Here is an 18,340-nt window from a genome sequence, read left to right on the forward strand (position 1 = left end):
GGGCGGAATCAGATCAGCGAGGTTGCGTTCTTCAGCACGTAGTCGCAGGCCTTGGTCTTGACCTTCGACGACAGGATCTTGAAGTTCAGCGTCTGGCCGTCGCCGCCTTTCAACAGGCCTTTGGCGCCGCTGGCGAAGCCGGTCTCCTGCGGCTTCTGTCCGGTGATCTTGGCCAGCAGCTTGTCCTTGACCGAGGCCGCGTCGCCACCCAGGTAGTTGTTCTTCACGCAGTACTGCAGCACGCCGGCCGCATTGCCCATGGTGCTGGAGCCGATGGCCGGCATCTTGAAGCCGAGGTTGCCGAGCGATGAACCGCCAGCGGAGCCGCCTTGCGAATTGGCGCTGGCAGCCTCGCCGGCCTTTTCCTTCAGCTGGTCGAGCAGGTTGTTGGCCTGCGCCGAGGCGCCTGCCGCGAGCAGGGCCAGGGCGATGACGGTGGAGCGAGCATGCATGGTGGGTCTCCTTTGGAAGCGGCCACCAGCATAACGGAGAGTGCCCGGGACTCTGGCCCCCGTGGCACGCCGATTACTTCGTGCGCGGCGGGCGCTTTTCGAGCAGCGGCGTGCTCGTGCCCTGCACGCCGACCAGCCCCAGCACCGTCACCAGCGAGTTCTGCGCACCCTTCCAGCCGTCGGTCACGTCGATCCACTCCGAGAGCGCGTGGAAGCCGCCGGTCTTGCCGCCGCCGCCGATGATGATGGCCGGGATGCCCAGCGACATCGGCACGTTGGCGTCGGTGCTGGCGCCCGTCAGCAGCGTCTTGTGGCCGAAGGCCGCGTTCGAGCGCGTGGCGGCCTCGACGATCACCGTGTCCGACTGCGTGCGGCCGCCCGGGCGGTCGCCGATGAGCTTGGTGCTCACGCTGAGCGTGTTCACGTTCCAGCGCTTGTTTTCTTCCACCACCGCTTCGTCGATGGCGGCCAGGATCTTCTTCTCGGCTTCCAGCAGCGGCGCCATTTCGTCTGAGCGGATGTCCACCGCCATGCGGGCATCGGGCGCGATGGTGTTCACCGAGGTGCCGCCGCCGACCGTGCCCACGGTGAAGGTGGTCTTGGGAAACGTCGGCGTGCGCACGTCGGCGATCTTGGCGATGGCGCGGCCCATGCCGTGGATGGCGCTGGGCACCTGGCCGAAGGCGCCGAAGCTGTGGCCGCCCGGGCCCTTGAAGGTCACTTCGTAGCGGTGGCTGCCCGTGCCCAGCATCAGCACCGTGCCTTCGGGCGCGGGCTCCAGGCCGACCATGCCGTCGATGTCCAGGTTGTCGCGAAAAATCGCCTTGATGCCGCGAAGGTTGCCCAGCTCTTCCTCGCCCACGTTGCCCACGAACAGCAGGTCGCCCGCGGTCTGCACCTTGTTGTCGTTCAGCACTTTGAGCCACGACAGCAGCACCGACAGGCCGCGCGTGTCGTCGGAGATGCCCGGCGCGTAGAGCTTGCCGTCGCGCTCCTTCACCTTCACGTCGGTGCCGGCGGGGAACACGGTGTCGAGGTGGGCCGAAATGAGCAGCTTGGGCCCGTTGCCCGTGCCCTTGCGCAGGCCGACCACGTTGCCTTCGGCGTCGATCTTCGCGTCGGCGAGGCCGAGCGCCTTCATGCGCGCGAGGAAGGCCTCGGCGCGCTTCTGTTCCTTGAAGGGCGGGGCTTCGATCTCGGTGAGCATCTTCAGGTCTTCGACCGAGCGCTCGTGGTCGGCCTTCACCGCGTCCAGCAGCTTCTGGATGGCGGGAGACGCCATCAGCTGCGTGTAGGCCTTGTCGACGTCGGGGCGCACCTGCATGGGCGTGGCCGCGACGGAGCCTGTCTGGGCATGGGCGAGGCCGGCAGCGGCGGATGCCAAGGCGAGGACGATCGGAGCGAGGCGAAGAGACGCAGGGCGGGACATGGTGAGCAAGATTCCTTGAGAGTGCGACGGAAAGGAGCGCGCCGACGACGCGGTGTCGTCAGCAATTCTTGCGGCTGTGCTACGTGCCTGCTCTGGTTTAATCTTCGGCGTTGTCAGTTTTTCTAACGAGCCGATCTTCATGGCCACCATGCGCCGCCACATTCCCAGCACCCGCGCGCTGTTGATCTTCGACGCAGTCGCCCGTCATCATGGCGTGGGCAAGGCCGCGGAGGAACTGTGCCTCACGCATAGCGCGGTGAGCCAGCAGTTGCGGCTGCTGGAGAGCCAGATCGGCGTGCGGCTGGTGCAGCGCACCGCGCGCGGCACCGAGCTCACCGAGGCGGGGCGGCGCTACCACGGGCAGGTGTCGGGCGACCTGCTGCGCCTGCAGAACCACACGCTCGAGGCCATGGCACAGCGCACCGACGGCCTGCGACTGCTGGTGGGCGCGGTGCCTGTGCTGGCCGAGGGCTGGCTCATGCCGCGGCTGCCGGCATTCATCGCGCAGCACCCGGGCTGCAGCCTGCACCTGCAGGTGTTTCCGACACACCTCTACATGGAAGACATGCCCTTCGACGTGGGCGTGCAGTACGACGACGCGGTATGGCCCGGTGCGAACGCGCTGCCCTTGATGGGCGAGTCATGCGTGGCGGTGTGCTCGCCGCAGGCGAAGGGGCGCCCGGCCATGGCGCGGGGCGACTTTCGCGCCGCGCCGCTGCTGCAACTGCGCACCCGCATGGGCGCCTGGGAGGAGTGGTTTGCCCAGACGGCGCACGCGCAGGCGCCGTACAGCCTGGTGGCGGGGCACCGCTTCGACCTGTTTTCCACGCTGATTGCCGCGGTGCGCGCCGACCTGGGCGTGGGGCTGGTGCCCGCGTATTTCGTCGAACGCGAACTGCGCTCCGGCGAACTGGTGCTGGCCTGCCCGCACCGGGCGCCGTCGAGCCGGGGCTACAGCGTGTTCGTGGCGCCGAGCCGCACCGACGATCCGTTGATCGGCGCCTTCGTGGCGTGGCTTCGGGCGACGGCGGCCGAGCCGCAAGCGCAACCGGCTTAGTCCGGCCGGCGGAACAGCAGCACGGAGTTCGTGCCGCCGAAGGCGAATGAGTTGCTGATGGCGGCCTCGAGCGACGGTGCCGCGGTGTTGCCGGGCGCCACCAGGTTCATCTGGCACGCCGAATCGATCTCGGTGCAGTGGGCGTTAGGCGGCAATTGCCGCTGGTGCAGCGCCAGCACGGTGATGACCGCCTCGATGGCGCCGGCCGCGCCCAGCAGGTGGCCATGCAAGGCCTTGGTCGAGCTCACGCGCAGCGCGCCGAGGTCGTCGCCCCACACGTCCGCCAGCGCATTTCGCTCGACCACGTCGCCGATGCGCGTGGCCGTGCCGTGCGCGTTGCAGTAGCCCACGTCGCGCGGCTGCAGGCCGGCCTGGCGCAGGGCCGCGCGCAGGGCGCGTGCCTGGCCCGGGGCGTCGGGCTTGGTGAGGTGGGTGGCGTCGCTGCTCAGGCCCCAGCCGGCCAGCGTGGCGTAGCTGCGGGCGCCGCGCGCACGGGCGCGCTCGGCCGATTCGAGAATCAGGAAGGCCGCGCCTTCGCCCAGGGCGAAGCCGCTGCGGTCGGTGGCGAACGGGCGCACCGCGCCGGCTGCTTCGCCGGGCTGGAAGGTGGCCAGCGTCTGCATGGCCTGCCAGGCCACGACCACGCCGGGCACGATCAGCGCTTCGCTGCCGCCGGCAATGGCGATGTCGACCTCGCCGCGCTGCACGGCCTTGGCCGCTTCGGCGATGGCGGCGGACGACGAGGCGCAGGCCACGGAATAGGTGAGCACCGGCCCTTGCGCGCCCTGGCGCATGGCCACGTGGGCGGCCGGCGCGTTGGGCATGAAGGCCGGAATGGTCAGCGGCGACACACGGCCGTTGCCGCGGTAGGCCGCTTCGAGCGCCGCCGCGCCGCCCATGCCGCAGCCGGAGAAGACGCCGATGCGTTCGGGGTCGGCATCGCCTGCCGCCAGGCCCGCGTCGCGCATGGCCAGGTCGGCGGCGGCCACGGCCAGCTGGCTCACGCGGTCGACGCCTGCCAGCTGCAGCTTGGTGAACCAGCGGGATTCGTCGAAGGCCGCCGTGGCGGCCGCGGCCGGCTTGGGCAGTTCGGGAAAGACGGGTTGGATGGCCGAGCGGCCCTGCAGCAGCGCCTGGAACAGCGCGACGGGCTCGTCGCCATGCGGCGCCACGACGCCCAGACCGGTGACCGCGACGGCGTGGTTCACGCTGTCTTCGCGGCCCGGACCTTGTCGACCAGCTGCGCGAGTTCGGCCAGGGTGTCGATGCTCGCGTCTTCGTCGGGCATGGTGATGCCGAAGTGGTCTTCGATGGCGAAGAGAAATTCTGCGAGCGCCAGCGAATCGAGTCCGCCGGTTTCCCGCATCGATGCATGCGGGTCGAGCTTCGACGGATCGATGCCGTACTTCTCGTGGATCAGGTCCTGCAATTCCTTCAGCGAACTCATCGTGCGATGCCTGTCGTCATGTGCCGCCGAATCGATTGCCGCCCCTGGAGGGCGTGCCATTGAATCGATCCCTTCCTCGTTCGGCCAGTGGTGAGTGTGATCAATGATTGCCGATGATATCCGCTCGCACCCTAGGGACATCCCCCTTGCTGTCGCTTTGTCGCCTGCTTGTCCGCGTGCCTTCCCGGCCGCCAGCGCAGCGAGGGAAGGGCGAACGCCATGCCCAGCAGCGCACCGGCCAGCACGTCGAGCACCACGTGCTGCTTGACCGCCAGCGTCGAGTAGGCAATGGCGGCAAACCAGAACCAGTTGATCCAGTACAGGAATGCAGGCGTACGGGCCCGGCGCAGCACGTCGTGCACGCGCACGGCAGTGAAGATCGCCACCGCGACGTGCATCGACGGACAGGCGTTGCCGGCCGCGTCTACACCCTGCAGCATCGCGAAGCCGGGATAGCCCGACGCATCGATGGGCAGCGGCGGGATCTGTGTGGGCCACAGGTAGAAGATGCCCAGCCCCGTGAGGCACAGGCCGCTGATCCACAGCCCGTAGACCAGCAGCTCCCTGAAAGTCAGCTGCAAGCCGGGCGCGACGCCCACGTACAGCCAGAGCGACAGGTAGGCGCCCAGCGTGTAGGGCTGGAATGCAATCAGGTGGTCCAGCGCCGTGAGCGGCATCACCGTGACCGGAAAGGCCGGGTTGCGCAGCAGGTGGAAGTAGCCGATGAAGAAGAGCCACGTGAAGACCGTGGTACCGACCGCCTTCAGCAGGAAGTGGCGGCGCATTCGCAGCCAGATGTCGGCGGTCCACGCGCGTGGTCCGGCGTCGGGCGCCATGTGCAGGGGGATCTGTGAGTGCATGGTGTCGGTGGCCGATCTTGCCAGAGCGCGGCGGCCCGCCACGGCGCGCCCCCGAAGCCCCGCCGGTTCAGGCGGCGGCAGGGCGCTTGCGATGCTGGAACGACGTCGGTGAGCGGCCCGTGGCTGCCTTGAACATCGCGCAGAAGGCGCTGTCGGTGGCATAGCCGCTGGCGGCCGCCACCTGGCTCACGGCCATGCCGCGCGCCAGCAGCGGCAACGCATGCGCCATCACGGCCTGCTGGCGCCACTGCTGCCAGCTCATGCCGAGCTGGTCGCGGAACAGCCGCGCCACGGTGCGCTCGCTGGCGCCGATGCCGGCCGCGCGCTCGGCCAGCGTGGCGCGGTCGGCCGGGTTGCGCAGCAGCGCCTCGCACAGCTGGCGCAGGCGCTTGTCGGTGGGCAGCGGCACGTCGATGCGGATCTGCGTGGCGCGCTCCAGCTCGTCGACCAGCAGCGGCGCGATCATGCGTTCGCGCTGCGGCGCATGCGGGTCTGCCGGCGGCAGGCCGTCGGGCGTGGTGTCCAGCGCCAGCATCAGCGCGCGCAGCAGCGGGCTGATTTCGAGCACCTCGCACTTCTCCCAGGTGGGCGCGATCCAGGCGTGCAGGTAGACGGTGCGCAGCTCCGCGTCTTCGATCAGCGTGATGCTGTGCGGCATGTTGGCCGGCACCCAGAGCGCGCGGGAGGGCGGCACGATGTAGCTGCCGTCCTGCGTGCTCAGACGGATCACGCCGCGGGTGGAGAAGGTGAGCTGCGGCCACGGGTGCTCGTGCAGCTCGACCCGCGTGTCGGCCGTGAGGAAGTGCTCCTTGGCGCGCAGCGGGCGCACTGCGTCGGGGGCGTAGAGGTGGGGCGTGAGCGGCCCGACGCTGTGCGCGGGGGCGGCCACCGCGCCGCGCGCACTCCGCGCGGGAGGCGGTGCGGCGGTGTCCGAGGTTTGGGCGGTTCTGGCGGTCGCGAGGGAGGGGGGGGCGTCGCTTGGCATGGTTTCGACAAATGTTGTCGCTGTATCGCCATTCTGCCGCGCCACCGCCGCATAGCATCGGTGCCCGCCCCGGTTTTTTGTAGCAATCCATGTCCTCTTCGACCTCCTCGACCGCCGTCCCGCCCACCACCTTGCGCACCGACGCCAAGCTGATCGGCCTGGTCGGCATGGCCCACGCGGTCAGCCACTTCAGCCAGCTCATCCTGGCGCCGCTGTTTCCCTGGCTGAAGGACGCGTTCAACGTGAGCTACGTCGAGCTGGGCGCGGTGCTCACGGTGTTCTTCGTGGTCTCGTGCATCGTGCAGGCTGCGTCCGGTTTCATCGTCGACAAGCTGGGCCCGCGCCCGGTGCTGTTCGTGGGCCTGGGCGCGCTGGGCCTGGCGGCCTTCGGCTACGCGGCGGCGCAGAGCTACTGGATGCTGCTGCTGAGCGCGGTGGTCGGCGGCATCGGCAACGGCGTGTTCCACCCGGTGGACTACACGCTGTTCAACCGCAAGGTCGCACCCACGCGGCTGGGCCATGCCTACAGCGTGCACGGCATCACCGGCAGCCTGGGCTGGGCGCTGGCCCCGGCCTTCGTGGTGCCGATCGCCATTGCCTACTCGTGGCGCGTGGCGCTGGCCTCCGCAGGCGCCGTGGCCCTGGTGGTGCTGCTGGTGCTGTGGGTGTACCGCAGCGTGCTGTCGCTCGACGCGGCCGCCGTGCACAAGGCCACGGGGCAGGGCGCGGCTGCACCGGCCGGCGGCGAGTTCGACTTCCTGCGCATTCCGGCCGTGTGGATGTGCTTCGGTTTCTTCTTCTTCTATGCCGCGGTGATCAGCGTGGTGCAGACCTTTGCACCGGTCGCCGCGGGCCACCTGCATGCGGTGCCGGTGGCGCTGGTGGCGATGTGCCTCACGGTCTACATGGTGGCCAGCGCGGTCGGCATGGTGTTCGGCGGCTTCCTGGCCTCGGACCCTTCGCGTTGCGAACGCATCGTGGGCGCGGGCTTCGGCATTGCAGCCACGCTGGCGCTGGTGTTGGCCTTTGCGGACTTTCCGCCGGTCGTGGTGCCCGTGCTGTTCGGCGCCATGGGTTTCGTCTCGGGCATCGCGGGGCCTTCGCGCGACCTGCTGGTGAAGAAGTCGACACCGCCCAATGCCACCGGGCGCGTCTACGGCGTGGTGTATGCGGGGCTCGACATCGGCCAGGCCGTGGCGCCGCTGGTGTTCGGCCGGCTGATGGACAGCGGCCAGTACACCAGCGTGATCGTCGGCCTGGCGCTGGTGCAGGGCGTGCTGATTGCGAGCGCCTTCAACGTGCGCCGCGTGCGCCGCACGGCGTTCGTGCCGGCCTCGGCCTGACACCGCTTTCGGCTGAAGTGCCGCCGATATCATCGGCCGCATGCAAGCCTTGTATGTCTATGTGATCGCCGGCGCGGTGCTGGCGGGGTTCGTGCAGGGCCTGTCGGGCTTTGCGTTCGGGTTGGTCGCCATGTCGGTCTGGGCCTGGACGCTGGAGCCGCAACTGGCCGCCTTGCTCGCGCTGTTCGGGGCACTGACCGGGCAGGTGATCGCCGCGGTCACCGTGCGCCGGGCCTTCGACAAAAGCATTCTGTGGCCCTTCGTGCTCGGCGGCCTGGTCGGCGTGCCCTTCGGTGTCTGGCTGCTGCCGCACCTGGACCTCGTGGTCTTCAAGTTGTGCCTCGGCGTGCTGCTGGTGCTGTGGTGCCCGGCCATGCTGATGTCGCAACACCTGCCGAAGGTGGCGTTCGGCGGGCGCGTGGCCGACGGGGTGGCCGGCGCCATCGGCGGTGCGATGGCGGGCATCGGCGGGTTCTCGGGGACCATTCCCACGCTCTGGTGCACGCTGCGCGGCTTCCAGCGCGATACGCAGCGCGCCGTCATCCAGAACTTCAACCTGTCGATGCTGGCGGTGGCGTTCGCGATCCACCTGGCCAGCGGCAGCATCTCGCGCGCCACCGTGCCGCTGCTGGCGCTCGTTGCCGTGGCGGTCGCGGTGCCGGTGCTGCTGGGCGCGCGGCTGTACATCGGCATCAGCGAGGCCATGTTTCGCAAGCTGGTGCTGGGCCTGCTGACCGCGTCCGGCGTGGCGATGCTGGCGTCGGCGGTGCCGGCGCTGTTGCAGTGCGGCTGAGCGTTGAGCGGCAGGCCGGGAACCTTCCCGGCCGCGTGCCTTCCAAGCGCAGGACCCGTCGCCTTGGCGGGCCTTTTTCCCCATCCGGAGCGTCCCCCCGAAATGCGCCTTTGAGCCTCCCCTGATTCGCCGCGATGCAAAGCCTTTGCATCGCCTTGCAACGAACTCATCGGAGGGCCGCGCATGGCTCATCGCACACACGCTCCGCGTCCGGCCGCAGGCCTGGGCGCTTCTTCTGCTTTCTCTTTCGCACTGCGCCATGTGCGCCTTGTGCTGCCCGACGGGCGGCTGCTGTTCGACGATATCGACGAGACTTTCCAGTCCGGCCGCATCGGCCTCGTGGGCCGCAACGGCGCCGGCAAGACGCGGCTCATCGAACTGCTGGCAGGCCACGAGATGCCGAGTGCGGGCGTGGTGCTGCGGCCGGCGCGCATCGCGCATGTGCCTCAGAACCTCGCGCCGACGCCGGACGCCAGCGTGGCCGACCTGGCCGGGCTCGGGCCGCCGCTGGCGGCGCTGGCGCGCATCGAGGCGGGCGTCGGTGCGCCGTCGGACTTCGATATCGCCGAGGGGCAATGGGATCTGCCGGCCCGCTTCACCGCAGCGCTGCAAGTCGCCGGACTCGCGCTCGCACCGCTGCGGCCGGCCGACGGTCTGAGCGGCGGCGAACGCACGCGCGTGGCGCTGGTCGGCGCCTTCCTGTCGGGCGCCGACGGCTTGCTGCTCGACGAGCCCACCAACCACCTCGACGCCGATGCGCGCCGCTGGTTGAGCGAGCAGCTCGCCGCGTGGAGGGGCGTGGCCGTCATCGCAAGCCACGACCGGGAACTGCTCGAGGGCATGGACCGCATCGTCGAGATCACGCCCCACGGCCGCCTGCGCGGTTGCACCGGCGGCTGGACCGCGTACAGCGCGTGGCGCGACCGCGAAGCAGCCGCCGCGCAAGCCCGGCTGGACCATGCGCGCACCGAGCGCGCGAGCGCCTTGCGCGAACTGCACAAGCAGCACGATGCGCAGCAGCGCCGTGCCGCACGCGGCACGAACTGGGCGCGAGAAGCGAACCTGGGCGGGCTGCACCTGGGACGCCTGAAGGACAACGCACAGGCGCATGCAGGCCGAGAGAGCGAGCGCAAGCGCGAGAGCCGCGACGCGCTCGACAGCGCGGTGCGCGAGGCCGCAGCCCATGTGACGGGCGCGCCCGCCGTGGCGCTCGCGCTGCCGGCCTCGTCTGTTCCCGCGGGACGCCGCGTGCTGTGGCTCGAAGACGCAGTGCCTGCGTGGCCGGCCGATGCGCAGCCGTCGAGCCTGTGCCTGCACGGCCCTGTGCGCATCGGCGTCACAGGCGCCAATGGCTGCGGCAAGACCAGCCTCCTGCGGATGCTCGCGGGCCGCGACGAGCCACGCGCCGGCAGGTGTGAGGCACCGCTGCGGTCCGCATGGCTCGACCAGGGCCATGACGCGGACGACGCGCTGTCTTCGGGCCGCTCCGTCTTGCAGCAGCTGCAGGCCCTGCATTCGCTTTTGCCCCAAGCCGAACTGCGCACCCGGCTGGCGCTGCTGGGGCTCGGCGCGGCTGCGGTGTGCCGGCCCGTGGCACAGCTCAGTGGGGGCGAGCGCCTGAAGGCCGCGTTGGCGTGCGCGCTATGGAGCGGCGCACCGGCGCAGATGCTGTTGCTCGACGAGCCGACGAATCACCTCGACATCGCTTCGGTGTCGGCACTCGAACAGGCGTTGCGCGGGTTCCCTGGAGCGATCGTGGTGGTGTCGCACGATTCGCGGTTCCTGTCGGCGCTGGGTCTTACGCACAGGCTCGATGCGCAGGCAGGTGGGTGGGCGCTGAGCGACCTGGGGTAGCTGCCTATCGCGGCAACGCCAGCGCGAACGGCAGGCTCAGAACGCCCAGCAGGGTCGACAGCGTCACCAGCCCCGCCACATAGGGCCCGTTGTAGCCCATGCGCGCGGCCAGCACATAGGCGCTCGATGCCGTCGGCACCGCGGAGAAGGCCATCAGCACGACCGCCTGCGTCGCATCGAGCCGCAGCGCATGCACCAGCCCCCAGGCGACCAGAGGCAGGAAAAGATGGCGGATCGACAGCACCGACACCGCCAGCACCTTGCCCGTGCCCAGCGTGGAGAACTTCATGCCCGCGCCGGCCGCGAGCAGCCCCAGCGCCAGCGACGCCGCGCCGATGCGCGTGAGTGTCGGGGTGGCCCAGCTCGGCACGGTCAGGCCCAGGACGTTGGCCAGCAGCCCGGCCACGGTCGCCACGATCAGCGGGTTGCGCACCAGCTGCCGCAGGAAACCGGTATTCGCATGGCGCGTCATCGGCCACACCGCTGCAATGTTGAAGATGGGCACGCACACGCCGATCAGCACCGCGATCAGCAGCAGCCCTTCGCCCCCGGCCAGCCGCTCGGCCAGCGCCAGGCAGATGAAAGAGTTGAAGCGGAACGCGACCTGCGTGCTGGCCGCGTGGTCGCGCCGGTCGATGTGCGCGCGAATACCCGGAACGAAGGGCAGGGCGTAGGCCATGGCGATGCCGCATGCGCCGATGCATAGTCCGGCGGTCAGCAGGTTCGACGTGGCACCGAAGTCCAGCGGGCTGCGCACGATCGAATGGAACAGCAGCACCGGAAAAAGAAAGTAGTAAACCAGGCTCTCGACCTGGTCCCACACGCGGCGGTCGAGCGCGGTGTAGCGGCACAGGAGCCAGCCGATGGCGATGAGGGAGAAGTCGGGGAAGAGCAGCTGCGCGTAGTTCACCGCTTCGAGGATAAACCGGACAGACCGTGGGTATTCCACAGCACGGAAAGCGGCTTTCGGACGCTAGCATCCGGGCTTCGTTTTTTCGACATCAAACAATCCAAGGAGTTATCGATGCAACGTCGTCAATGGAGCGCGCTGGTGGGGGGCGCCGCACTGGTTGCTTTTGCGGGCCAGAGCTTTGCACAGGGCTACCCGAACAAGCCCGTCGAGCTGAGCGTGCCGTTCGCACCCGGTGGCACGACGGACATCGTGGCGCGCGTGATCTCCGACCCGCTGGGCAAGGTGCTCGGCCAGCCGGTGGTGGTGATCAACCGCGCCGGCGGCGGCGGCATCGTGGGCGCGGCCGAAACCGCGCGCGCCACGCCCGATGGCTACAAGCTGGGCATCGCCACCGTGTCGAGCACGGCGGCCAACCCCGCCATCAATCCGAAGACGCCGTACGACCCGATCAACGACTTCACGCCGATCATCAACATCGCGGCCACGCCCAACATCATTGCGGTGAACCCGAACTTCCCGGCCAAGAACTACGCCGAGTTCGTGGCCGAGCTGAAGAAGAACCCCGGCAAGTACTCGTACGCGTCGTCGGGCACGGGCGGCATCGGCCACCTGCTGATGGAGCTCTACAAGAGCCTGACCAACACCTTCGTCACGCACATCCCGTACCGCGGCGCGGGCCCGGCGCTGAACGACGTGGTGGCCGGCCAGGTGCCGATCATGTTCGACAACATCCCCTCGGCCATGCCCTTCATCACCAGCGGCCGGCTGATCCCGATCGTGGTGTCCGCACCGCAGCGCCTGGCCGCGCTGCCCAACGTGCCGACCTTCAAGGAAGTGGGCCTGGAGCCGGTGAACCGCATGGCGTACTACGGCATCCTCGGCCCCAAGGGCCTGCCGAAGGAAGTGGTCGAAAAGATCAGCGCGGGCGTGAAGAAGGCCGTGGAAGAGCCGGCGGTGCGCAAGCGCATCGAGGACACCGGCTCGCTGATCGTGGCCAACTCGCCCGAGCAGTTCTCCGCGCAGATCAAGGCCGAGTACGAGGTCTACAAGGACGTGGTGAAAAAGCAGAACCTCAAGCTCGACTGAGGTTTTTCGCGCACCGCAAAGCCGCCCGCATGCCGGGCGGCTTTTTCTTTTGTTATCTTGCATCGCATGACCGAGGCCGCCACGCAAACACCCGACATCGACGATTTCATCGACGCCCTCTGGCTCGAGGACGGGTTGTCGAAGAACACGCTGGCCGCCTACCGGCGCGACCTGGCGCTGTTCGCGCAGTGGCTTCGCCTGCAGCGCGACGGCGCCGCGCTCACTGCCGCGCGCGAGACCGACGTGCAGGCCTACATGGGCGCGCGCCTGTCCACCCAGGGCAAGGCCACTTCGGCCAACCGCCGGCTCACGGTGTTCAAGCGCTACTACCGCTGGGCGCTGCGCGAGCGGCGCGTGGTGGCCGACCCGACCATCCGGCTCATGCCCGCGCGGCAGATGCCGCGCGCCATCAAGACGCTGTCGGAGAAGCAGGTCGACGACCTGCTCGGCGCGCCCGACGTCGAGACGCCGCTGGGCCTGCGCGACCGCGCGATGCTGGAGGTGATGTATGCCAGCGGCCTGCGCGTGAGCGAGCTGGTGGGGCTCAAGGCCATCAACATGAGCCTGAACGACGGCGTGCTGCGCGTGCTGGGCAAGGGCAACAAGGAGCGGCTGGTGCCCTTCGGCGGCGAGGCGCGGCGCTGGATCGAGCGCTACATCGACGAGTCGCGCCCCGCCATCCTCGACGGCCAGCAGACGCCCGACCTGTTCGTGACCGCGCGCGGCGCCGGCATGACGCGCGTGATGTTCTGGATGATCGTGAAGAAGCACGCGGCCGCTGCCGGCATCCACGTGCCGCTGTCGCCGCACACGCTGCGCCACGCCTTCGCCACGCACCTGCTGAACCATGGCGTCGACCTGCGCGCGGTGCAGCTGCTGCTGGGGCATGCCGACATCTCGACCACCACCATCTATACGCACGTGGCGCGCGAGCGCCTGAAGCAGCTGCATGCCCAGCACCATCCGCGCGGCTGATTCTCCTGAACCGTGGCGCATCGGCTGCGCCGGCTGGAGCCTGCCGCGCGCACTGTGGCCGGAGTTTCCGGCCGAGGGCTCGCACCTCGAACGCTACGCGCAGCGCTTCGACGCGGTCGAGATCGACACGTCTTTCTACCGGCCGCACCGGCGCGAGACGTATGAACGCTGGGCCGCGAGCACGCCTGCGGGGTTTCGCTTCGCGGTCAAGCTGCCGCAGTCGGTGACACACGAATGCAGGCTGGTCGATGCGATGCCTGCGTTCGAAGAATTTGCCGCGCAGGTCGAGGGGCTCGGCGACAGGCTGGGTGCGCTGGTCGTGCAACTCCCGCCCAGCCTGGCGTTCGATGCCGACGTGGTGCGCAGGTTTTTCACCGCGCTGCGGCAAAGGCATTCGGGCGCGGTGGTGCTGGAGCCGCGCCATCGCAGCTGGTTCGCGCCGCAGGTCGACGGCCTGCTCGCGGGCTTTCAGGTGGCCCGCGTGCTGGCAGACCCGGTGTTGTTCGACGAGGCTGCGGCACCCGGTGGCTGGCCGAGCCTTGTCTACCTGCGGCTGCACGGCTCGCCGCGCCGCTACTGGTCGGCCTACGACGACCGCCTGCTTGCGCGGCTGGCGCAGCGGCTGCGGCTCGCGAAGGAAGAGGGCGCTCAGTGCTGGTGCGTGCTCGACAACACGGCAGGCGGCGAGGCGGTCGGCAACGCGCTGACGCTGCAGCGCCTGCTGCAAGACCAATGATCAACAAGAGGAGACAGAACATGAACTTCAACCGACTCTGTGCCGGCCTTTCGCTGGCCGTCGCCAGCGGCCTTGCCGTCGCACAAGGCTTCCCGAGCGCCAAGCCCATCCGCCTCATCGTCGGCTACCCGCCGGGCGGGGGCATCGACTTCGCCGCGCGCACGGTGCAGGTGCCGCTGCAGGAGGCGCTCAAGCAGCAGCTGGTGGTCGACTACAAGCCGGGCGCCAGCGGCATGATCGCCGCGACCGAGCTCACGCGCCAGCCGGCCGACGGCTACACGCTGCTGCTGGCCAACACGGGCCCGTTCGCCATTGCGCCCTACCTGCAGAGCAAGCCGCCGTACGACCCGATCAGGCAGTTCACGTACATCGGCCAGATCAGCCAGGGCAGCTACATCGCGGTGACGCGGCCCGACCATCCGGCGAAGAACCTGAAGGAGTTCGTGGCCTGGGCCAAGGGGCAGCCGGGCAAGGTCAACTTCGCCTCCGGCGGCAACGGCACCTCGACCCACCTGAACGGCGAGCTGATGAACCAGGTCACCGGCCTGGACATGACGCATGTGCCGTACAAGGGCAGCGCGCCCGCGGTGCAGGACCTGCTGGGCGGGCAGACGCAGATCCTCATCGACGCGGGCAGCGTGCTGCTGCCGCAGGTGAAAGGCGGCAAGCTCAAGGCGCTGGCTGTGACCGGCCCGGTACGCGACCCGCAGCTGCCCGACGTGCCGACCGTGAAGGAGCTGGGGCTGGCGGGCATGGAGGCGGTCGGCTTCCAGGGGTTGGTGGGGCCGGCCAACATGCCCAGGGACGTGGTCGACAAGCTCTCCAGCGAGTTGGCCAAGGCGCTGGCGCAGCCGGAGATCAAGGCGAAGTTCGCCGCGGCGGGCGCCGAGGTGCATTCGCTCGGCCCGGTCGAGTTCGCGGCTTTCGTCAAGGCGGACAATGAGAAGTGGTCCAGGCTGATCAAGGAGCGCAAGCTGCAGCTGGACTGATGCAACCCACGTAACCGACAGACATGAATTTCCTGGCCTCTTCGAAGCATTCGCGCCGCACGGCGACCCGACTCCTGGCTGCCGCCGCGCTCGTCGCTGCCTCCGGCGCCCACGCCCAAGCCGTTCCCAAGACAGTGCGGCTCATCGTCGCGTACCCGGCCGGCGGCGTCAGCGACGTGGTCGCGCGCGCACTGGGCGACCGGCTGGCCGCGCAGATGGGCACCACGGTGATCGTGGACAACCGCGCCGGCGCCAGCGGCGCCATCGGCATGGACGCCGTCGCCAAGGCCGCGCCCGACGGCGCCACGCTGGGCTTCTCGGCCATCAGCCCGCTGGTGCTGAGCCCGCACCTGGGCAAGCTGCCCTTCGACCCGCTGAAGGACGTGGCGCCGGTGGCCAGCGTGATGTATTCGCCGGTGCTGCTGATCGCCACGCCGGCCAGCAAGGCCAAGGACTTCAAGGCGCTGATCGACGACGCCAAGGCGCACCCGGGCGCGGTGCGCTGGGCCACGTCGGGGCCGGCCTCGCTCGGACACATCGTGCTGGAGCAGCTGCATGCGGCGGCGGGCGTGGACATCACGCACGTGCCCTACAAGGGCGGCGGCCAGCAGCTCAACGACGCCATCGGCGGGCAGTTCGAGATTTTGTCGACCAACGCGAGCCCGACGCTGTCGTCGCACATCCAGTCGGGCAAGCTGCGCCCGCTGGCCGTGGGCGCGCCGGCGCGCCTGGAGAGCCTGCCCGCGGTGCCCACGCTGGCCGAACTGGGCTACAAGGCGGCCAACATCAACTCGGTGTTCGGCGTGTTCGCGCCGGCCGCCACGCCCCCTGCGCTGGTGGCGAAGTACAACGCCGAGATCAACAAGGCGCTGGCCAGCCCCGAGCTGCGCGCCAAGCTCACGGCCACCGACAACGTGCCGACCGGCGGTACGCCGCAAGCGTTCGCCAAGGAGATCGCCAGCGAGTTCGAGAGCAACGGCCGCATCATCAAGTCGGCCGGCATCAAGGCCGACTGAGGCTGCTGACGCCGAAGTGACCGCGCGGCTTGCGGTTGGATTCACCCTACCTTATAGTAGGTAGATGACAGACGCCACCGCCCTTGCCACCGGCAGCACCCGCGAGCAGATCCTCGCGGTGGCGCGCGGCTTCATCGAGACCCGCTCCTACCTGGGCTTCAGCTTCCAGGACGTGGCCGATGCGGTGGGGGTTCGCAAGGCCAGCCTGTACCACCACTTTCCGACCAAGGAAGCGCTGGGCATCGCGGTGATCCGGGCGGCCACGCAGGGTTTCAAGGATTGGGACGCGGCGCGCGCGCGGGAGCCGAAGGACGCGCTCGAATCGTATTTCCGCATGTACCGCAACACGCTGCGGGCCGGCTCCGCCATGTGTCCCGCAGGCGCACTGGCCCCGGGCTGGGGCGTGATCAACGACGAGCTTCGCCTGGCCGTGCAGGAACTGCGCAACACCCAGGTGACGTGGCTCACTGGCGTGCTGGGGGCGCTGGCGTCCGCACAAGGAACGCGCGAGAAAGCAGAAAAGGGCACGAAGGCCAGGCGCACCTCGGTCGCCTCGCTCGCCGCCTATGTGTTCTCCGTGTGCCAGGGCGCGCTGCTGTCGGCGCGCATGACCGGGCGCGTGGAAGACTTCGACGAAGCCATCGTGCAACTCAGGAGTTCACTGCCCGGCTGAGCGCCGGGCTCGACGCAGGCACGCTCCGTCGTGCCTATTTTTTAACCGCATAGACTACCGATTGGATGGTAGGTTTTATCTGTTGGAGCATCGCCATGAAAGCCGTCATTTCCGCCTACGCCCGTTCTCCCTTCCACTTCGCCAAGAAAGGCGCCCTTGCCGGCGTGCGGCCCGACACGCTGGCCGCCGGCGTGATGCGCGGCCTGCTGCAACGCACCGACCTCGACCCGGCGCTGCTCGAAGATGTCATCCTCGGCTGCGCGTACCCCGAGGCCTCGCAGGGCAACAATCTCGCGCGCATCGTCGGGCTGCTCGCCGGCCTGCCGCACGAGGTGGGCGGCATGACGGTGAACCGCTTCTGCGGCTCGTCGATGCAGGCCGTGCACATCGCGGCAGCGCAGATCGAGGCAGGCATGGGCGAGGCCTTCCTGTGCGTGGGCGTGGAGTCGATGACGATGGTGCCGCAGGGCGGCTTCAACTTCTCGCCCAACCCCGAGCTGCAGGACAGCACCGACGCCTACATCTCGATGGGCGAGACCGCCGAGAACGTTGCACAGCGCTGGAATGTGAGCCGTGCCGACCAGGAAGCGCTGGCGGTGGAATCGCACCGCAAGGCGGCCGAGGCGCGCGCGCAAGGCCGGCTGGCCGGGGAGATCATTCCGGTGCGCCTGGCTTCGGGCGACATCGTCGATGTCGACGGCTGCATCCGCCCCACGACCTCGGCCGAAGCCTTGGCGAACCTCAAGCCCGTGTTCCGCCCCGACGGCGTGGTCACGGCCGGCACCTCGTCGCCGCTGACCGACGGCGCGGCCGTGGTGCTGGTCACCAGCGACGCTTTCGCGGCGACGCACGGGCTGAAGGCGCTCGCGCGCATCAAGTCGTTCGCGACCGTGGGGGTCGACCCCGCCGTCATGGGCATCGGCCCGATTCCCGCCACCCGCAAGGCGCTGGCGCGCGCCGGGCTGAGTGCCGCAGACCTCGACGTGATCGAGATCAACGAGGCCTTCTCGTCGCAGGCGCTGGCCTGCATCCGCGACCTGGGGCTCGACCCGTCGAAGGTCAACCTCGACGGCGGCGGCCTGGCCATCGGCCATCCGCTGGGCGCGACCGGCGCGCGCATCACGGGCAAGGCGGCGTCGCTGCTGGCGCGCGAGGGCGGGCGCTATGCGCTGGCCACGCAATGCATCGGCGGCGGGCAGGGCATTGCGACGATCCTCGAGCGCGTCTGAGCGTCCGAGAATGACGCTCGTCACAACCAGGAGACTCCCATGGACAAGCTGTACCTCGAAGACCTGAAGGTCGGCGACCGCTTCCAGAGCGCCGAGCACACGCTCGACGTGGCGCAGATCAAGGCCTTTGCGCAGCAGTTCGACCCGCAGCCCTTTCACACCGACGAAGAGGCTGCGAAGAGCACCTTCTTCGGCGGCCTGGCCGCGAGCGGCTGGCACACCGCGGCGCTCACGATGAAGCTGCTGGTGGAGAGCGGCATTCCGCTGGCCGACGGCATCATCGGCTCGGGTGGCGAGCTGCAATGGCCCAAGCCCACGCGGCCCGGCGACGTGCTGCACGTGGTCAGCGAGGTGGTCGACATCGTGCCCTCGCGCTCCAAGCCCGGGCGCGCGATGGTGACGATGCGCTGCCAGACGCGCAACCAGCGCGGCGAGGTGCTCCAGTACTTCACGCCGAAGCTGGTGGTGCACGCGCGGCCTGCCTAGAACGACGCAGGCCGACG

Annotated in this window: 19 protein-coding genes; 12 read left to right on the top strand and 7 right to left on the bottom strand. The window is 69.3% G+C overall.

Translation table 11 applies throughout. From position 1 onward, the window contains the following. Positions 1 to 8 precede the first annotated feature (8 nt). Together ACSFBM_RS05175 and ACSFBM_RS05180 are read right to left on the bottom strand one after the other, a co-directional pair. Entirely contained in the window at positions 9 to 452 is a 444-nt protein-coding gene (locus ACSFBM_RS05175; protein ID WP_435483409.1) for a DUF2501 domain-containing protein, read from the bottom strand. A gap of 73 nt (positions 453 to 525) precedes the next feature. Next, positions 526 to 1,881, bottom strand: coding sequence for a M20/M25/M40 family metallo-hydrolase (locus tag ACSFBM_RS05180; protein WP_435483410.1), 1,356 nt, complete (start codon positions 1,879 to 1,881; stop codon positions 526 to 528). 148 nt (positions 1,882 to 2,029) lie between these two features. On the opposite strand from ACSFBM_RS05180, the gene ACSFBM_RS05185 reads away from it, so the two are divergent. Then, positions 2,030 to 2,938, top strand: coding sequence for a LysR substrate-binding domain-containing protein (locus tag ACSFBM_RS05185; RefSeq protein WP_435483728.1), 909 nt, complete (start codon positions 2,030 to 2,032; stop codon positions 2,936 to 2,938). Here the strand turns inward: ACSFBM_RS05185 and ACSFBM_RS05190 are convergent. The 4 genes from ACSFBM_RS05190 to ACSFBM_RS05205 all read right to left on the bottom strand — a co-directional run bounded on the left by ACSFBM_RS05190 (position 2,935) and on the right by ACSFBM_RS05205 (position 6,230). Continuing rightward, positions 2,935 to 4,146 (bottom strand): beta-ketoacyl-[acyl-carrier-protein] synthase family protein, encoded by a 1,212-nt coding sequence (locus tag ACSFBM_RS05190; protein WP_435483411.1) that lies wholly within the window; start codon positions 4,144 to 4,146, stop codon positions 2,935 to 2,937. The genes ACSFBM_RS05185 and ACSFBM_RS05190 overlap by 4 nt on opposite strands. Beyond that, the gene (locus ACSFBM_RS05195) at positions 4,143 to 4,385 is read right to left on the bottom strand and encodes an acyl carrier protein (protein WP_116908594.1); all 243 of its coding nucleotides are present in this window, start codon (positions 4,383 to 4,385) and stop codon (positions 4,143 to 4,145) included. Before ACSFBM_RS05195 ends, ACSFBM_RS05190 begins: the two co-directional genes overlap by 4 nt. Before the next feature lie 131 nt (positions 4,386 to 4,516). Continuing rightward, entirely contained in the window at positions 4,517 to 5,245 is a 729-nt protein-coding gene (locus ACSFBM_RS05200) for a phosphatase PAP2 family protein (protein WP_435483412.1), read from the bottom strand. A gap of 67 nt (positions 5,246 to 5,312) precedes the next feature. After that, positions 5,313 to 6,230 (bottom strand): AraC family transcriptional regulator, encoded by a 918-nt coding sequence (locus ACSFBM_RS05205; protein WP_435483413.1) that lies wholly within the window; start codon positions 6,228 to 6,230, stop codon positions 5,313 to 5,315. 89 nt (positions 6,231 to 6,319) lie between these two features. Between ACSFBM_RS05205 and ACSFBM_RS05210 the strand changes: the two genes are divergently transcribed. From ACSFBM_RS05210 to ACSFBM_RS05220, 3 genes are all read left to right on the top strand, one after another. Continuing rightward, a complete protein-coding gene (locus ACSFBM_RS05210) occupies positions 6,320 to 7,573 on the top strand; it encodes an MFS transporter (RefSeq protein WP_435483414.1) in 1,254 nt (417 codons plus the stop codon). 40 nt (positions 7,574 to 7,613) lie between these two features. Continuing rightward, complete coding sequence (locus tag ACSFBM_RS05215; RefSeq protein WP_435483415.1) at positions 7,614 to 8,366, top strand: sulfite exporter TauE/SafE family protein; 753 nt, start codon at positions 7,614 to 7,616, stop codon at positions 8,364 to 8,366. 183 nt (positions 8,367 to 8,549) lie between these two features. Next, positions 8,550 to 10,220 carry an ABC-F family ATP-binding cassette domain-containing protein gene (locus ACSFBM_RS05220; RefSeq protein ID WP_435483416.1) on the top strand — a complete coding sequence of 557 codons (1,671 nt, stop codon included), beginning with the start codon at positions 8,550 to 8,552 and terminating at the stop codon, positions 10,218 to 10,220. Positions 10,221 to 10,224: 4 nt separating this feature from the next. Here the strand turns inward: ACSFBM_RS05220 and ACSFBM_RS05225 are convergent, their stop codons facing one another. Then, a complete protein-coding gene (locus tag ACSFBM_RS05225; RefSeq protein ID WP_435483729.1) occupies positions 10,225 to 11,142 on the bottom strand; it encodes an AEC family transporter in 918 nt (305 codons plus the stop codon). Between the two features lie 102 nt (positions 11,143 to 11,244). Between ACSFBM_RS05225 and ACSFBM_RS05230 the strand changes: the two genes are divergently transcribed. The 8 genes from ACSFBM_RS05230 (at position 11,245) to ACSFBM_RS05265 (ending at position 18,323) form a co-directional block, all read left to right on the top strand. Next, a complete protein-coding gene (locus ACSFBM_RS05230) occupies positions 11,245 to 12,219 on the top strand; it encodes a tripartite tricarboxylate transporter substrate binding protein BugE (RefSeq protein WP_435483417.1) in 975 nt (324 codons plus the stop codon). Positions 12,220 to 12,285: 66 nt separating this feature from the next. Beyond that, entirely contained in the window at positions 12,286 to 13,194 is a 909-nt protein-coding gene (xerD, locus tag ACSFBM_RS05235) for a site-specific tyrosine recombinase XerD (protein WP_435483418.1), read from the top strand. Further along, positions 13,169 to 13,930 (top strand): DUF72 domain-containing protein, encoded by a 762-nt coding sequence (locus tag ACSFBM_RS05240; RefSeq protein ID WP_435483419.1) that lies wholly within the window; start codon positions 13,169 to 13,171, stop codon positions 13,928 to 13,930. The genes xerD and ACSFBM_RS05240 overlap by 26 nt, the downstream gene beginning before the upstream one ends. Before the next feature lie 20 nt (positions 13,931 to 13,950). Then, entirely contained in the window at positions 13,951 to 14,919 is a 969-nt protein-coding gene (locus ACSFBM_RS05245; RefSeq protein WP_435483420.1) for a Bug family tripartite tricarboxylate transporter substrate binding protein, read from the top strand. A gap of 23 nt (positions 14,920 to 14,942) precedes the next feature. Then, on the top strand, positions 14,943 to 15,935 hold the full coding sequence (locus ACSFBM_RS05250; protein WP_435435671.1) for a Bug family tripartite tricarboxylate transporter substrate binding protein: 993 nt from the start codon (positions 14,943 to 14,945) through the stop codon (positions 15,933 to 15,935). A 64-nt stretch (positions 15,936 to 15,999) separates the two neighbouring features. Next, positions 16,000 to 16,608, top strand: coding sequence for a TetR/AcrR family transcriptional regulator (locus tag ACSFBM_RS05255; RefSeq protein WP_435483421.1), 609 nt, complete (start codon positions 16,000 to 16,002; stop codon positions 16,606 to 16,608). Between the two features lie 95 nt (positions 16,609 to 16,703). Continuing rightward, positions 16,704 to 17,837, top strand: coding sequence for a thiolase family protein (locus tag ACSFBM_RS05260; protein WP_435483422.1), 1,134 nt, complete (start codon positions 16,704 to 16,706; stop codon positions 17,835 to 17,837). A gap of 39 nt (positions 17,838 to 17,876) precedes the next feature. Continuing rightward, positions 17,877 to 18,323 (top strand): MaoC family dehydratase, encoded by a 447-nt coding sequence (locus ACSFBM_RS05265; RefSeq protein WP_435435674.1) that lies wholly within the window; start codon positions 17,877 to 17,879, stop codon positions 18,321 to 18,323. Positions 18,324 to 18,340 lie beyond the last annotated feature (17 nt).

The sequence above is a fragment of the Variovorax pasteuri genome (assembly GCF_051216435.1).
GTDB lineage: Bacteria > Pseudomonadota > Gammaproteobacteria > Burkholderiales > Burkholderiaceae_C > Variovorax.

Coding starts and splice junctions, on each gene's coding strand:
- ACSFBM_RS05175 (WP_435483409.1), bottom strand. CDS start 452: ATGCATGCTCGCTCCACCGTCATCGCCCTGGCCCTGCTCGCGGCAGGC.
- ACSFBM_RS05180 (WP_435483410.1), bottom strand. CDS start 1,881: ATGTCCCGCCCTGCGTCTCTTCGCCTCGCTCCGATCGTCCTCGCCTTG.
- ACSFBM_RS05185 (WP_435483728.1), top strand. CDS start 2,030: ATGCGCCGCCACATTCCCAGCACCCGCGCGCTGTTGATCTTCGACGCA.
- ACSFBM_RS05195 (WP_116908594.1), bottom strand. CDS start 4,385: ATGAGTTCGCTGAAGGAATTGCAGGACCTGATCCACGAGAAGTACGGC.
- ACSFBM_RS05200 (WP_435483412.1), bottom strand. CDS start 5,245: ATGCACTCACAGATCCCCCTGCACATGGCGCCCGACGCCGGACCACGC.
- ACSFBM_RS05205 (WP_435483413.1), bottom strand. CDS start 6,230: ATGCCAAGCGACGCCCCCCCCTCCCTCGCGACCGCCAGAACCGCCCAA.
- ACSFBM_RS05210 (WP_435483414.1), top strand. CDS start 6,320: ATGTCCTCTTCGACCTCCTCGACCGCCGTCCCGCCCACCACCTTGCGC.
- ACSFBM_RS05215 (WP_435483415.1), top strand. CDS start 7,614: ATGCAAGCCTTGTATGTCTATGTGATCGCCGGCGCGGTGCTGGCGGGG.
- ACSFBM_RS05220 (WP_435483416.1), top strand. CDS start 8,550: ATGGCTCATCGCACACACGCTCCGCGTCCGGCCGCAGGCCTGGGCGCT.
- ACSFBM_RS05230 (WP_435483417.1), top strand. CDS start 11,245: ATGCAACGTCGTCAATGGAGCGCGCTGGTGGGGGGCGCCGCACTGGTT.
- xerD (WP_435483418.1), top strand. CDS start 12,286: ATGACCGAGGCCGCCACGCAAACACCCGACATCGACGATTTCATCGAC.
- ACSFBM_RS05240 (WP_435483419.1), top strand. CDS start 13,169: ATGCCCAGCACCATCCGCGCGGCTGATTCTCCTGAACCGTGGCGCATC.
- ACSFBM_RS05245 (WP_435483420.1), top strand. CDS start 13,951: ATGAACTTCAACCGACTCTGTGCCGGCCTTTCGCTGGCCGTCGCCAGC.
- ACSFBM_RS05250 (WP_435435671.1), top strand. CDS start 14,943: ATGAATTTCCTGGCCTCTTCGAAGCATTCGCGCCGCACGGCGACCCGA.
- ACSFBM_RS05255 (WP_435483421.1), top strand. CDS start 16,000: ATGACAGACGCCACCGCCCTTGCCACCGGCAGCACCCGCGAGCAGATC.
- ACSFBM_RS05260 (WP_435483422.1), top strand. CDS start 16,704: ATGAAAGCCGTCATTTCCGCCTACGCCCGTTCTCCCTTCCACTTCGCC.
- ACSFBM_RS05265 (WP_435435674.1), top strand. CDS start 17,877: ATGGACAAGCTGTACCTCGAAGACCTGAAGGTCGGCGACCGCTTCCAG.